This window comes from Bacteroidia bacterium (assembly GCA_020852255.1).
Classification (GTDB): Bacteria; Bacteroidota; Bacteroidia; order JADZBD01; family JADZBD01; genus JADZBD01.
Genome location: JADZBD010000018.1, coordinates 166266 through 181355 on the forward strand (window position 1 = coordinate 166266; position 15090 = coordinate 181355).

A 15090-nucleotide genomic window follows, 5' to 3' on the forward strand; every position below is an offset into this window, starting at 1 on the left:
AGGACGGATTAGGGTTCGGGATACCATAAATTGGCAAAACATTTGATACACTGAGACCGTGAAGAATATATGGATGATAGGGTTTTTATGTATGTTGTGGGCGGCACCGCTCGCAGCGCAGGATGACGGAGAGGAGGATCCGGAGGTGAAAACGGAGACCAAAAAAGGCAAAAAGGAAAAACCCGTTAAAGAGGAAGAGCCGGTAGAGGATGGACAGAAACAGGATGATTGTCCGGAAACCGAAAATGCCAATGCGCTGAAGTATTTTAAAAAATCACAGGACAAGAAGAAATTCGAGTACAAGGAGCGCATGGAATTCCTGAAAAAAGCCATGGAAGAAGATCCGGAGGATGCGAGGATCAATCTTGAGTACGCGCGGCACATTGTGATCACAATGAAAAACCGCGATGCTTCATTTGCTTCCGCCGGTAAGTATTATGAAAAGGTGATCGCCGCCTGCCCAAACCTTCATTCCGACCCGTACTACTATCTTGCCATCATCGCATGGGAGGCAAAAAATTATAAAGACTGTAAGAAGTACTCAAAGTTGTATATGGATTTTAAGTCTGAAGATGAGAAGAAATATGACCAGAAATATGCGCAGTTCATGGTGGATATGAAATCGCTTTATAAATGGTCGGTGGTTTATGATGAGCTTTACGGAAATCCTGTACCGTACGATCCCAACCTTGTAAAAGGGCTTAGTTCTGAGCGGCCGGAATATCTTCCTGTTATCTCTCCGGATAACACTACGGCGCTGTTCACCCGCCAGGTGAAGCCGCAGACAAAAGACGCCGGAGTGGATATAGACAGGATAATTGAGAGGTTCATGGTGAGTAAACGACAGGAAAACGGAGATTTTGACAATGGCAATTGGATGCCGGATCCTTTTAACAGGGGTACCAACGAGGGCGGCGCTACGATGACCATTGATAATAAGACACTGTATTTTACTATTTGTAAAGATGAAGGCGGACCGCAGGCTGAATGCGATATCTGGTATTGTATCAACGTTAAGGGTAAATGGGGTGAAATAAAAAAGGTGCCTAACCTTAACACAAAGGATAAATGGGATTCACAACCTTCTGTTTCTGCAGACGGAAATACCATCTATTTCGCCAGTGACAGACCGGGCGGATTAGGCGGAACAGACATCTGGTACGTACAGCGGGATCAGAACGGCCTATGGGGACAACCTAAAAACTGTGGTCCAAAGATTAATACGAACGGAGATGAGAAAGCACCCTTTATGCATTCTGATTCCTATACCTTGTATTTTTCAAGCGGACCATCTTCTGTTACGCTGGACGGTGGTTGGCCCGGCGTGGGAGGCATGGATATTTATTATTCCAAGATGGATGAAAAGGGTAACTGGATGGAACCTAAAAATATTGGCATCCCGATTAATACAAAAGGCGATGAGGTGGGGTTGATTGTTAGCACCGACGGTCGCCTGGCCTATTTTGCTTCGGATGATCCGCGCCGGACTAAAAATAAATCCATGGGCGGATATGATATTTATGCCTTTGATCTTTATGAGAAGGCACGCCCTGAAAAAGTGGTTTTTCTTGAAGGTGAACTGAAAGGTGATAACGGCAAACCGTTGAAAGACGCGGTAATCGAAATAAAAGATTCCCAAACAAAAAAAACTGTCAAAGCAGTGTATGATACCACCGATGGTAAATACAGGGGTATAATCGCAGATAAGGGAAATGATATTCTTGTTAAAGTGGAAACGCCGAAACATTCCTTTACCAGCACACTGATTTCAAAAAAGGATTCCGTTCAGTCTGACAAACTGATTACCAAAGTGAAGGTACCTGCCCCAAAACCGGTGGTAACCGGAGAGAAATACAGCCTGAGTAATATCTACTATAAGACGGGAAGTGCGGAACTGGACAAAAAATCATTGGTAGTGCTTGAAGAATTTGCAGCCTGGCTGAAAAAAAATCCTAATCTTAAAATCGAAATTCACGGGCATACTGATAACGTGGGAGACAGAAATGATAATATGGCCCTCTCCAAGGACCGCGCCTTCACAGTAATGGAAACGTTGATCTCCTTCGGAGTGAAGAAGGAGCAGATCACAGGTTTTAAAGGCTTCGGACCCGATGCCCCCCTGACCAGCAACGACACCGAAACAGACCGTGCGAAGAATCGCAGGACAGAATTCTTTGTTATAGGAAACTGAGCCGGAGCCAGGCTTGCATTCCGGCCGGCAAATTAGTACCTTTGTTAAACGTCCCTCGCTATTCAAAGCATCCCTCTACTTAAAATATTGAAAATGAAACGATTACTTGTCGCATTAATGATCCTGGCTACAGGCCATGCGGGGTACGGAAAAGAGGTAATGGCGCTGCTCACCTACGCCACATTCAACAGCCCTGCCAACGGGCCTTACATTGAAACCTACCTTACGGTACTGGGAAACACCGTGGAGCAGATCCGGGTAAAGAATACTTCTATGTTCAGAGGTGATGTGGAAGTAAATCTGCTTTTCCGGCAAGGAGATTCCATTCGGGCCTACAGGAAGTATGTGCTGGCCGGACCGGAGACAGCCGATACAAACAAGTGTCCGAATTTTGTGGATGTGCAGCGAATTCCTTTGAAGGAAGGAATTTATAAACTGGAATTCACGATCTCTGATAAAAACAAGAAGAAGGGCCGTTCGTTTTCCGCAGAGGTGGATGTAACGGTTTCGTTCCGTACGGATAAGGTGGTGATTTCAGATGTGGAGTTCGTGGACTCCTATAAAAAGGCAGAAATGGACGGTCCGCTTACGAAAAGTGGGATGGATATAGTGCCTTATGTTTCTAATTTCTTTCCGCCGAATCTTCAAAAGATGGTTTTTTACGCTGAGATATATAATTCCCGCGCAATTCTTGGTGATGGCGAGAAGTTCCTGGTAAATTATCACATCGAAAATTATATGACCGGACAGCGGCTGGCATCGTTCCGGAAGTTCAGTACGATGACCACAGCGGGAGTTAACATTGTGCTTGCCGATATGAATATTACGGATCTTCCCACTGGTAATTACAACCTGGTGATAGAGATGAGAAATAAAATGAATGAGGTGATCACGGAACGCAAAGCTTTTTTTCAGCGCAATAACCCGGGAGCAAAGCTGGATATCCCTGATATTCAAACCGTGAATACCGGGGGAACATTTGTAGAGAAATTTCACAACAAGGATTCACTCATTGAAATTATTCGTTCCCTGCGTCCGGTCTCCGATGAGAACGAAAAACAGTATGCAGACAACCAGATACTGAAGTCTGATGTTTCCACCATGCAACGTTACCTTTATAGTTTTTGGCTTAACCGTTCGCCCATGAATCCGGAAGCTGCTTTCGTCGCTTATCAGAAAGAGGTGGCGCTCGTGAATAAAGTATTCAAAGCAGGAACAATAAAAGGTTATGAGACTGACAGAGGTCGCGTGTACCTGATGTACGGAGCGCCAAACGACCGCACGGTGTCGGAAAATGAACCCAGCACCTATCCCTACGAAATATGGCATTACCACAAATTAAAGGACCAGGTGAATAAAAAATTTGTTTTCTATAACACAGATCTGGCAACAAACAATTATACCTTGCTGCATTCAGATGCAAAGGGCGAGAAATACGATTCACGATGGCAAATGAAACTAAAAGCACGAACTTTCCATTCGGCTGACTTTGATATTGAAAAACCCGGCGTAGATCTCTTTGGTGATAAAACGCAGGAGAACTTCAACAATCCCAAATAGTGCCGAGAGTTGCCGTTGTCATCCTTAATTGGAACGGGAAAGATCTTCTCAAGCAGTTTCTGCCCGGTTTGCTATCCGGGAAACCCGATGGGGTAGAGGTAGTAGTTGCCGATAATAAAAGTACAGACAGTTCCCTGGAGATGCTTCGGGAAGAATTCCCTCAGGTAAGGATTATCGCCAATGAGGAGAATGCAGGTTACGCGGGGGGATACAACCGCGCATTGAAGCAGCTGGATGCTGAATATTTTGTTTTATTAAACTCAGATGTTGAGGTTCAGGGCGACTGGCTGAGTCCTGTTATCGCCGCGATGGATGCGGATAAACGAATTGCTGCAGCCCAACCCAAAGTCAGGAGTTTTTACCGCAGAGAGGAGTTCGAATATGCCGGGGCTGCCGGTGGCTTTATCGATAAATACGGATACCCTTTTTGCCGTGGACGGATATTTAATACGTTCGAAAAAGACGAAGGACAATACGATGACGAGCGGGATATTTTTTGGGCAACGGGAGCTTGTCTTTTTATTCGGTCCACTGCATACCATGAGGTATCAGGTCTGGATGAGGATTTTTTTGCACACATGGAGGAAATAGATCTGTGCTGGCGATTGCGTAACCGGGGTTACAGGGTAGTATATGTTCCGGGATCAACGGTTTATCACATGGGCGGCGGAACATTGAACAAGGTGAATCCGGAAAAGACGTTTTTAAATTTCCGAAACAACCTGGTGCTCTTATGCAAGAATCACGCTCCTGAATATTTCTTTCCTAAGATGCTGATCCGAATGAGCATGGACGGCATCGCGGCCTTCAAATTTCTGGCAGATGGAGGACCGGCCCACTTTTGGGCTGTGGCACGCGCACATTTTAGTTTCTATTCCCGGTTATCTTCATGTCTTGTCAAACGTGCTTCAGAAAAAGCACAGATTAAATCCTATGCACGAGGCGGTATTTATGACCGCAGTCTTGTGTGGGATTACTTTGTTAAAGGTAAGACCCGGTTCCTGGATCTAAACATTCAGGCTTTTCTCTCCGAAAAATAACGGATTGCAAGGCGGTAGGATTCAATTCCGAATCCCGAAATGCTTCCCGCGCATCGTGCACCGAGATAGGATACATGCCGGTAATCTTCTCTTGAGAAAATATTGGACAAGTGTACCTCCACGGCCGGTATTTTCACGGAGGCAATGGCATCTGCAATAGCTACAGACGTGTGCGTATAGGCGCCCGCGTTGATAATGATACCGTCGTATTTTCCATCAGCCTGCTGTATCGCTGTTACAAGATCTCCTTCAATATTACTTTGCACATGATCCAGCAGGTGAGCGGTAAATTCCTGCCGGAGTCCGGCCAGTAACTCGTCCAGAGTCAGGTGGCCGTAAATCCCCGGCTCTCGTTTTCCAAGCATATTCAGGTTTGGACCGGAGAGGATGAGAAGTTTCATGGCGTAAAGATAGGGGGATATAGATATCGGCACACATAGATAATGTGAGAAACGCTAACCTAAAATGGATGTTTTGTACTTTCGTTGCATGAATTGGTCTCCTGAGATCTCCGGTTTTACTTCCTGGTTACGTCTGGAACGGTCCTTATCGGGTCATTCAGTAGAGTCCTATGTACACGACGTGAATCTGCTTGTTCGTTTCATGGAATTAAGGGGTTATGATTTATCTCCGGCAAGTCTTAGTTTAGCAAATGTTGAGGAATTTCTGGCATGGATCACAGAGATTGGGATGAGTGCTTCATCGCAAGCACGGATTTTATCTGGTATTCGTTCATTTTACAGGTTTCTTATTCAGGAAGGTATAGTGAAGGAGGATCCTACAGATTTGATTGAAGCACCGAAACAAAGCAGGTTGTTGCCGGACACCTTATCAGTGGAGGAGATAGACCGGATGATCGGTGCGGTTGATCTGTCGGCCCAGGGCGGTACGCGTGACCGTGCCATACTGGAGACCTTGTATTCCTGCGGGTTGCGGGTATCGGAACTGGTACAGTTGCCGATCAGTCGTATCAGCAGAGAAGGATTTGTGCGGATAATTGGGAAAGGTGATAAAGAAAGGCTGGTTCCGATTGGCAGCAGGGCGGAGGAGTACATCAGACTATACATGGAGAGCGATCGTTTGCGCAGGGGCGTAAAGCCGGGGCATGAGGACACCTTGTTTTTAAACAGGTTCGGCGCAGCAATGAGTCGTGTTTCTGTTTTTAAAATTGTTAAGTTGACTGCCGCGATGGCCGGTATCCGGAAAACCATCAGCCCGCATTCCTTGCGTCATAGCTTTGCCACCCATCTGGTAGAGGGAGGAGCGAACCTCCGGGCGGTACAGGAGATGCTGGGTCATGAGTCAATTACAACTACGGAAATATACACTCATCTCGACCGCAAATTCTTAGCCGATACTATACGCCGGTTTCATCCTCGTGCCTCATTAAGATAATCCCTGTGAGTATATGAAAACAACTCTTTTAAACGGAGTATTACACAAGCTGCCGGACGACATGAAAAAGATGTTGAGTAAAAGTGCAGAAATCGCTGGACGCTGGAATAATCTTACTCCTATTCAGCGCAATGAGTGGATATGTTGGGTGACGATTGTTAAAAAAGAAGATACCAGAAAACAACATATTGTCAGGATGAAGGAGGAACTGGAAGCAGGTAAACGTACACCCTGCTGCTGGCCAGGATGTCCGCACCGGAGACCAAAGGCCGGGAAGTGGTTTAGGTAGAAGTTTGATTTTTTTATATATTTATTACATTTGTCTTACGATGAAACTATTTAATCGCGGCTTAGTCGGACTTTTCGTGTGGCTAACCGTGATCGTAGTCTTTCCCTCCTGTATGATGGAAAAACGGCTTTATCGGCCGGGGTACTATACGATAAGGAGCAGTTTCCGAAGCGCAAACGATAAGATCAGTGAACCCGGCAGTGTCCGGCGTTCACATGTGAATGCACCCTATGTGAACTCATCTGAAGTAGTCATTAATGAGAAGGGAGAAACGGAAGTCGTCTTCACCAGCCGCGATTCCATAGTCCCAAATGAACAAATCACGGAATCTGTCGTTTCTTGTTCCAGAATTTCATTGTTGAAAGAACATCATCTGAAATATCCTGAGCTATTCCAAACTAGATTAGTGAGGAATAAAATTATACTAACAGGAGCAGAGGGAGAAAAACGCATCCTGCCTAAAGTTTTTATTATTGGCGGCCTCGTATTTTTGATCTTAGGAGTATACTGGCTATTGCGGAATTGAGTGGATGGCCTTTATTGATAGCGGCGGGATTGTTTTTTACAATAGCCGGACTGGCAACACGAAAGAGAAAACCTAAAAAGCCGCAAAACCAGAAAGACCCAGAAAAAACTAAACAAGGAAATCGTGTAGCCGCCTTTGTCGTGGCATTGTTTTTACTAGCCGTGATCCTTATCGTAGAACTAATAATGTTCTTAGTTCTTTCATTAGAATAGCACTTGGCATTTAGATTGTATGGACTCAGTTACGCCCCAATGATTAGCCTGCAAGCTTAACCATTGAAAGCATAATATTCTGATTGAAGAAACTGTTTGACGTTGCCGTAGGAGCATTTCCCGAAAAGTTCTTCGCCCATTTTCGCACGAAACATTCCGTAAAGTATCTTTTCTGGTTTCTCCCGCTCTGTCATATAAAAATCTGTACCGAACATGATCCGTGAACCGCAAGCCGGATCAGCAACCGCTTCCTTTATCTTACCGTGATGTTTAGTATTCCATAGCGAATAGGAAACATCCGTGAATACATTATTCTCCGGGCGGGAGATCATTCGTTTGATGCGATGATACCAGTTGTCGGCTGATGGCTTTTCCATCTCATAAGTTCCCCCGAAATGGGCCAGGCAGAATTTGAGACGAGGATGCTTTTTTAAGAGAATTTCAAAACAATCCGGGTGCATGAAATTATCGCGGAATAATTTCATCGGTGTCTTTGTAAATTCCAGACCAGGATGCGGGTTCAGCCACTCCGTTTTTATCTCACCCTTATAATATACACCGCCACCCTGGTGGCAATGGAAGAGAAGCGGAATTTGCTTTTCAGAAGCCCAGCTGTAAAGATCGTCCAGCTTTTCATCAAATGGAAAAAAGCCAAGCGGAGTGTAGAGCTTCAGTCCGTGAAAACCCTTTCCTTCAATTTGCTTTCGTGCAAACTCCTTCAACTCCTTTCCGCCCGATCGCCGGGGATCAATCGCCAGAAATGGAATCAGCGTATTAGGATACAATTTTTTAAGTTCTGCAACCTCATGGATCTGGGTCAGGTAATTTCGTTTGGCGGTGCCTGCGCCCATGTGATCCATGTCCATAGTGAGTACCACAAATTTTGTTCCTGTGGGATATTGTTTCTGAAGATCTGTAAAGATCAGTTCCTGCCAATCTTCTGAATTATACTTCAGAAATTGCGCCTGTTTTTTCAAAAAATCTACTTCACTTCGCATGAGTAATTCAACCAGTTTTCCGGTAACGCGGTTCGACTGGAGCAATCGGTAAAGCCCGGGATGATTCAGGAAGCGGTCCGGAACGCATTCAAGATTAAATATATGCGTATGACAATTGTAGATGATCATGTTTGGGATTTGATCAGGTTGCGGACCGCCAGTAAGCGTTTCAGAAATTCAAACCAGTAAGGAGCTCCGAAAGACACGGCAATTGTGGTGAACGCCCATCCCATCAAACGAAACGGGGTAATGGTGGATAGGTAAAGCACGAGCACATTCCCATAAAAATTTATCCTGGATTTTTGAACGAACAGCCAACGATCAACTCCGGTTAAATGCTTCCCGGCAAGTTCTTTTACATTTTTAAACTCGTTGTACATGTTCCGAAATTCAAGCGATTGCTTATCCCAGCCGATAGGCAAACTGAGCATTCCTACGGCCCGGTACGTTTCCCGGATACGTTCGATTTGTAGTTTAAGGGAACTGTCAGTTACTGCTCCGGGGGGCTGTGTATAATTTTCCGCTGCCGCCAGCACTGACTGTCTGAGAACAGCGTTATTCCAGAGGTTAACCGACAGGTCTATGGTATCCACGTTCATGAATAAGGTGAGTGCAGCGGACAGGATCAGTATCCGCCATTTTGTTTTTCTCCGGTACCATCCGCTAACACGGTCCATGTATTCGTTGAACCAGCTTTCGGTCTGAGCTTTCAGCAGATCGTACGATCCGTTGGAATTACGCAAAAAGACCATCAGTTTTCCCTTAAGCTGGCTTTCATTCATGCTGTTTAGCCCTGCTTCAAATTCTTTCAGGGGGTCAGCGGTTAATCCGGTATCAACTGAAATGCGGTCGCCTTCTACCTGTGTCCGGAAGGTTCTTGCCTGTGCGGCAATTACATCCGTCAATGCCATGGCAAAGGTTCCGGAGGAGATATAGGAGGGAGGGCGCTTTTGAGAAAACTTTAGTACATCAATGAGGGGATGATCGTAAAGCAATTCCGCATAATTTTTATTCATGGGATCGTTCAGAGCGCGCTGGAGGGCATCCCGCAGAAATTTACCTCGTTTTGAAATCACAGTAGTGATGAATTCTCCCGCTGCGGAAACCATGATGGCCATTAGCAGGAAAACAAAAACCAATCCGATGCCTACCTCAAGAAATTGCGAGTGATTCATATCAGAGGATTCTTCCGTCTTTCATTTTGAGTATACGGTCCGCCCTGGCCGCCAGTTCTTCGTTGTGTGTAACGATCACGAAGGTTTGACCAAGTTTTTCACGAAGCTGGAAGAAAAGATCATGCAATTCACGCGCGTTTACCGAATCGAGATTACCGGAAGGTTCGTCAGCAAATATCACCGATGGATCATTAATAAGCGCACGGGCCACAGCCACCCTTTGCTGCTCACCGCCGGAGAGTTCGGCCGGCTTGTGTTCTGCACGTGCAGTGAGTCCGAGGATTCCCAATAGCTCCTTTGCCTTTGCTTCTGATGCGTGTTTATCCTTTCCTCCGATGAAGGCAGGAATGCAGATGTTTTCAAGGGCGGTAAATTCGGGGAGGAGATGATGAAACTGAAAAACAAAGCCCATATTCCGGTTCCGGAATGCGGCCAGCTTTTTTTCAGGCAGTTTGGAAATATCTTCCTCCTGAAACCGAACGCTTCCCGAATCGGCCTTGTCCAGTGTGCCCAAGATATGGATAAGAGTGGATTTTCCTGCGCCGGAAGCCCCTGTCACTGATACCACTTCCCCCTTATGGATATCAAGATCTACCCCCTGTAAAACACGAAGCGACCCGTAGGATTTGCATATGCCTCTGGCACTGATCATGGATGTAAAAATAACGTTGATTTTCGGATCATCAGGCTTTCCGGCTTATTCTTTTCCTCAGAATATGATTATAGTCCAGGTAATAGGATACTTTAACAGACAGGGTGTTGGTCTGGGGAGATTCGAATGTACGTTCCAGGTAGTCAAAATAAGTTGGAAGCAGAGATGCTGCCAGTTCATCGGAGTAGATGGAATTTTTATAGGATACGGTAAGCATACTTCCCGGTGCAAATTGCCAATAGAACGTAGCGTCAATATTGAATGCCGTGAAGCTGTAATCATTATTCTCTGTATACCAGGGGGCAGGATCCAGCATGCCTTCGTTGTTCAGCATCCAGTATTCCAGGTAATGTCCGGTGGTCCAGTAGTGCCGGCCGGACAGGAAGAATTGCATGTCGTTTTTAAAGGTATATTTAAGGGACAGGCCGTTTGAAATGGTTTTGATATCCCTTGCCCCGAAGATCACATTACCGGCCGAATCGAAATTGGCGAACCCCGGATTATAAGGATCCCTGTTCCAGTTGAAGCTGTAGTTCATCGTAAACCGGTTGCTGAAGCGGAAGCGGGGAGAAAGATGAAATCCTGCGCCGGGTGCAGCCTTAAAATCGTACAGGTTGGCAGGCATGAAGTTCCCAAAATTCCCGCCACCATCAACAGCCAGCTTTTTACGATAATCAGAGCTAAATCCTGCATTTAAAAAGTACCATTCGTAATTTCTCCAGTACATGCCCTCAACACGGGGTTCGTAATAATCATAGGACGAGCCTATGGCCATTGCTCCTCCGGAATAAACTGAAAAATAATTCAGCAATGTTCCGAAAAAGAAGAAGTCAATGCTGCTGTTGGTCATCCTTCCGGTACTCAGGTTATACGCATACTCGTAGCCCAGTTCCTGATTACTTTGCCTGAATACCTTACCTGGTTCAAAGGTCCGGTGGCTGATACCTGTTTCGAAGTTTCCGAAATTTCCGAACTGCTGGTAGCCGAGATCACTGGGGTCGTATTCGCGGCTCATGTAGAGGTAATTGAGATAGGCTTCCCAGTGTCCGCCCTGTTTCCTAAGGCTAAAGTATCCGGCAGGTCCGAATTTCACCTTGGCATAGTTCTTAACCGTATCCGCAGTATAGATCTGTGATGCTCCTCCATTGGCCTCAAAAACCAGCGTGTTCTTCTTGTTTTCGAGTTTGAATCCTACTGCCGTTACATTGGCGTCGTTCCAGGCCGCATCGCGCATCACATTCGTGTTCATGAAATACACATTCGAGTTATTTTTAAGCTGCTGATCGAATACCACAATGTTATAATTAGCAAAAGGTTCAGTCAGCAGCTTCCGGCGGTTACCGGCACTGTCCTCAATAATTGCATTCATCTCGCCGGTAACTGCATTCAGAATTCCGATTCCGAGCTTGCTTTCTGTTCTTCCTGATATCTTAAAAGCGTTGAGCAGATTTGTCCGGTTGGGATTCTTAATGATCTTATCTGTGGGATCAATCATCGAGGAAACAGAATAAAAATAAGTTGGCGTTTTACCAATCCGGCGGGAATAAAACATCATGTTTTTCGAAAACAACTCCGTTCCCTCATTGAAGAATGCCCGATTCTCCCCGTAGGTAATCTCCCGGTAACTCAGGTTTTTAACTTTATTATCACTGGCAACCTGACCAAATTCCGGAAAAAGAATCATATCCAGTGTGAAACTCTCATTGAGCCCATACTTAATGTCGGCACCCGCATTATAACTGTACACATTGGTGTATCCCACACTGCCATCGCTGTTGTACTCCGGATTCGATTCAAAACCCGCCGCCAGATAGGGTGACACAGAAAGGCGTACCGGCGGCTTAATATTTTTAATCCCTGTAATGGTACCCCAGAATTTTTGATACACAGTTTCCCCGTTGGGAATGTAGGCCCATTGCAGGGCTTCTCTGTTCCGTCGTATTTCGCGGTTGATCTGAAAGGCCCATTCCTGCTCCGGTTTATTGGGGAAGCGAATGGCGCTATACGGAATACTTATTTCAGCACACCAGCCTTTGTCTGTGATGCGGACATGACTGTGCCATACGGCATTATAGGTGTAATCACTTAATTTGTTATCACTCTGCAATCCGGAAGCGCTTACCCCGAAAACAAAGGCGTCCTGGCGGGAATTGTAGGTATCAAATTTTACCGAAAATGCATCTGCATTCAAATCCCAGTAGTCACGTGATCCCAATTCACGCAGAATGCTGTCGGGATGCGTATCGTACATATAGGCATAGATGTAAATAGCGTAATCATCGTAAAGCAGACGCACATCGGTTTTCTGCGTTGGTGCAGCTTTGTCAACAGGCAGTTTTTGAATGAAATCAGTGATCGCCTCCGCCTTGCTCCAGCATTCGTCGTTCAGGTCACCGTCTATTTTGGGAGGCTTATCGGTGCGCTGAATAGGATAATGTTTCAGTGTGTCTGCTACCTGCGCTGTCAAAACGAATGAGTACAAAACAGGAATGATGAAGGAAAGCAGATATTTCATTTGTCGCTGTTTCTTGACTTTTCTACGGGATACGAAGTCCAATCACCAATATATCATCCACCTGCTCAAAGTCACCCATCCAAACGCCAAGAGAAGATTCCAGTACCGTGAGCTGATCAGACATGGGCTTATGGGCCGCTGCAAGAACAAGGTCTTTGAAATTCCGTGTCATCAGTTTCTTCCCTTTCTCTCCGCCAAACTGGTCTGCGTAACCATCGGTGTGTAAATAAACGCAGTCACCCTTCTGAAGATCAATCGTATGTGTTTCAAATTCCTGAGTCAGTGAAGTAGTTCCCCCGATCGCATGTTTGGTAGGGCGGAATTCTAACAGCTGTCCGTCCCGGACGATCCACAATGGGCGGTTGGCTCCCGCATATTCCAGTTTCATGGCGGGGGCATCTATCGCCGCCAGGCAAATATCCATCCCGTCTCTCGAAACAGCTTCTTCCTCATCCTGCCGCAATGTATCCTTGATTCCCATATTGACAAGCGAAAGAATATCCCCAGGGCGCGAAATCGAAATATCAAGAATGGCCTGGTTCAGGCGATCAATACTCATCATGCTCATAAACGCCCCCGGAACACCGTGCCCGGTACAATCGGCTGCGGCAATCAGGTGCTTGTTACTTCGTCGAGAATACCAGTAGAAATCTCCGCTCACTACATTACGCGGGCGGTAAAGGATGAAAGAATCAGGAAACGGATCATTGATTTGCTCATTGGCAGGAAGCAGTGCATTCTGCAAATGCCTGGCATAAGAAATACTGTCGTTGATTTCTTTACTCTTTTCCTGAATGATTTCTTTCTGCCGTACCACTTCCGCTGTGCGCTCGTTCACTTTCTCTTCCAGGTGGTTGTACAGGCTCGCATTTTCCAGGGCAATGGCAGCATAGGTGCCCAGTGTTTGCAGAATACTGATATGGTAAGGCGTATAAGCGTGTTTTTTAAAGCTTTGTACCGTAATCACACCAACCACCCGGTTTTCAAGAACCAGGGGAAAGAAGATCAGCGAGTGAGGCATATCGCCACTGACTACCTTGATCTGTTTTACATAATGGTGGTATTCGTTCAGATTGTCGTTTATAAAGATGACTTTCTTGTCTTTGATACATCGAACGGTATAATTGTCGTCATCGTCCATCGGAACCATTACCGGTTCGTATTCATGACCGTTCTCCACCTCGAATTTATATTCCACGGTATTCATCGCCGGATGGTAAATGCGTATTCCGAAACATTCCGCTGGCATCAGCATATTTACATTCTCATAGATCTTGTGAAGGATCACATTGAAGTCAAGGGCGCTGGTGAATTGCTGTCCGATTTCGCTCAGCAGCCTGGTATTCCGGTAATTTTGTTCGATCTCCTCAGTTCTTTTTTTCACTTCGCTTTCTATCGAACGGTAAATACCTGCGTTCTCAAGAGCAATGGCGGTATACACAGCCATGTTCTTTAACAGCATCTGGTCATATTGGGTAAAGGCGTTCTTTTTAAAACTCTGGACAGTAATTACTCCAATGGTCTTATTCTTCGTTTTCAGCGGAAGATAAATGATGCTGAGTGTCTGCTCTCCAACTGCAGGAGTTTTAGCCGAAGTCACATACTGGTTGATCTCCGTGTAAAAATCGTTGATTAAAATATCCTTGTCATCGTTCAGGCATACCACCGCCAGCCGGCCTCTGTCATTAAGGTTGTAGCGCGCTTCCGGTAACTTTTCACCTTTCTCAATGTACCCGGGGAAAACAAGTTGTCCGGCATCCACATCAACGAAGCCGATGCCGAAACCCGCGGCGTCCATGAGGCTGTTCACATTCTCATAAACCGTGTCATTGATTACCTCCACGCTTAAGCTGGAAGTAATCTTACGCCCGATCTCGTTGAGCGTATTTAACGTCTGATGTATGTCTTCTGCTGAACGCATAAGCCGGCCGCAGGCGCAAGTTAATAAAAAAACGTAACGTGTTAAATTTCAGGTTTATAAAGATACTCGATAATATCTTCTCTTGAAGTTTCCTTCCACTCCCCCGGTGACAGATTGCCGAGCGTAATACCCCCTACAGATGTTCTGATAATCCGGAGAGAGGGAAGGTTCAGTGTAGCTGTCATTTTCCGAATCTGCCGGTTTTTTCCCTCTGTAAGTGTTACCCGTATCCATTGCAGTTTCCCAGGGCTTCGGGCCTTTATGGGAAGATCAAGGGAGGTAACGGAAGGTGTTGATTGAAGAAATTCGATGGAATCGAAACGGCAGGGATAGGAGGAACCCTTCAGCCGGATCGTAACAGTGCCGGATAATTTTTCCTTCATTCCTTCATCCGGTTTTCCATCGAGCAATACGAGATAAGTCTTCCGGATTTTTTGTTCCGGCCGGAGTATTGTTGCATTTAACTCAGGGTCATCGGTGAGCAATAAGAGTCCTTCACTGTTCATATCCAGACGACCCACAGGGTACACAGCCTTAGGTAATTTCCTATGTAAATCAGCGAACGAAGGGTTTCCGGCTTCCGGCGTAAACTGCGAAAGCATGCCATAGGGTTTAT

13 protein-coding genes are annotated in these 15090 nt (G+C 45.8%); 6 read left to right on the top strand and 7 right to left on the bottom strand.

The genetic code is table 11. The features are described from left to right. The first annotated feature begins 58 nt into the window (after positions 1-58). The 3 genes from IT233_10935 to IT233_10945 all read left to right on the top strand — a co-directional run bounded on the left by IT233_10935 (position 59) and on the right by IT233_10945 (position 4791). Positions 59-2191, top strand: a complete 2133-nt coding sequence (locus tag IT233_10935; GenBank protein MCC7303146.1) for a PD40 domain-containing protein — start codon at positions 59-61, stop codon at positions 2189-2191. Positions 2192-2284: 93 nt separating this feature from the next. Next, positions 2285-3751: a GWxTD domain-containing protein gene (locus IT233_10940; protein ID MCC7303147.1), complete on the top strand. Its 1467-nt coding sequence runs from the start codon at positions 2285-2287 to the stop codon at positions 3749-3751. Next, on the top strand, positions 3748-4791 hold the full coding sequence (locus IT233_10945) for a glycosyltransferase family 2 protein (protein ID MCC7303148.1): 1044 nt from the start codon (positions 3748-3750) through the stop codon (positions 4789-4791). Before IT233_10940 ends, IT233_10945 begins: the two co-directional genes overlap by 4 nt. Here IT233_10945 and aroQ read toward each other — a convergent pair. Continuing rightward, on the bottom strand, positions 4767-5192 hold the full coding sequence (aroQ, locus tag IT233_10950; GenBank protein MCC7303149.1) for a type II 3-dehydroquinate dehydratase: 426 nt from the start codon (positions 5190-5192) through the stop codon (positions 4767-4769). The two genes, IT233_10945 and aroQ, sit on opposite strands and share 25 nt — an antisense overlap. Positions 5193-5280: 88 nt before the next feature. Between aroQ and IT233_10955 the strand changes: the two genes are divergently transcribed. Genes IT233_10955 through IT233_10965 form a run of 3 tightly spaced genes read left to right on the top strand, consistent with a single transcriptional unit; the run spans position 5281 to position 7001 of the window. Next, positions 5281-6186, top strand: coding sequence for a tyrosine recombinase XerD (locus IT233_10955; protein MCC7303150.1), 906 nt, complete (start codon positions 5281-5283; stop codon positions 6184-6186). Between the two features lie 13 nt (positions 6187-6199). Beyond that, positions 6200-6475, top strand: a complete 276-nt coding sequence (locus tag IT233_10960) for a YdeI/OmpD-associated family protein (protein ID MCC7303151.1) — start codon at positions 6200-6202, stop codon at positions 6473-6475. A gap of 40 nt (positions 6476-6515) precedes the next feature. Beyond that, on the top strand, positions 6516-7001 hold the full coding sequence (locus IT233_10965) for a hypothetical protein (protein MCC7303152.1): 486 nt from the start codon (positions 6516-6518) through the stop codon (positions 6999-7001). 268 nt (positions 7002-7269) lie between these two features. Here IT233_10965 and IT233_10970 read toward each other — a convergent pair whose 3' ends face one another. From IT233_10970 to IT233_10995, 6 genes are read right to left on the bottom strand one after another with little or no spacing between them, the layout of a single operon-like run. Beyond that, positions 7270-8340 carry an amidohydrolase family protein gene (locus IT233_10970; GenBank protein ID MCC7303153.1) on the bottom strand — a complete coding sequence of 357 codons (1071 nt, stop codon included), beginning with the start codon at positions 8338-8340 and terminating at the stop codon, positions 7270-7272. Next, a complete protein-coding gene (locus tag IT233_10975) occupies positions 8337-9386 on the bottom strand; it encodes a hypothetical protein (GenBank protein MCC7303154.1) in 1050 nt (349 codons plus the stop codon). The genes IT233_10970 and IT233_10975 overlap by 4 nt, the downstream gene beginning before the upstream one ends. A gap of 1 nt (position 9387) precedes the next feature. Continuing rightward, positions 9388-10038: an ABC transporter ATP-binding protein gene (locus tag IT233_10980; GenBank protein MCC7303155.1), complete on the bottom strand. Its 651-nt coding sequence runs from the start codon at positions 10036-10038 to the stop codon at positions 9388-9390. Between the two features lie 31 nt (positions 10039-10069). Beyond that, a complete protein-coding gene (locus IT233_10985; protein MCC7303156.1) occupies positions 10070-12553 on the bottom strand; it encodes a carbohydrate binding family 9 domain-containing protein in 2484 nt (827 codons plus the stop codon). A 22-nt stretch (positions 12554-12575) separates the two neighbouring features. Beyond that, entirely contained in the window at positions 12576-14474 is a 1899-nt protein-coding gene (locus IT233_10990; GenBank protein ID MCC7303157.1) for a GAF domain-containing protein, read from the bottom strand. Between the two features lie 41 nt (positions 14475-14515). Then, the gene (locus IT233_10995) at positions 14516-15076 is read right to left on the bottom strand and encodes an rRNA pseudouridine synthase (GenBank protein MCC7303158.1); all 561 of its coding nucleotides are present in this window, start codon (positions 15074-15076) and stop codon (positions 14516-14518) included. Positions 15077-15090: the final 14 nt, after the last annotated feature.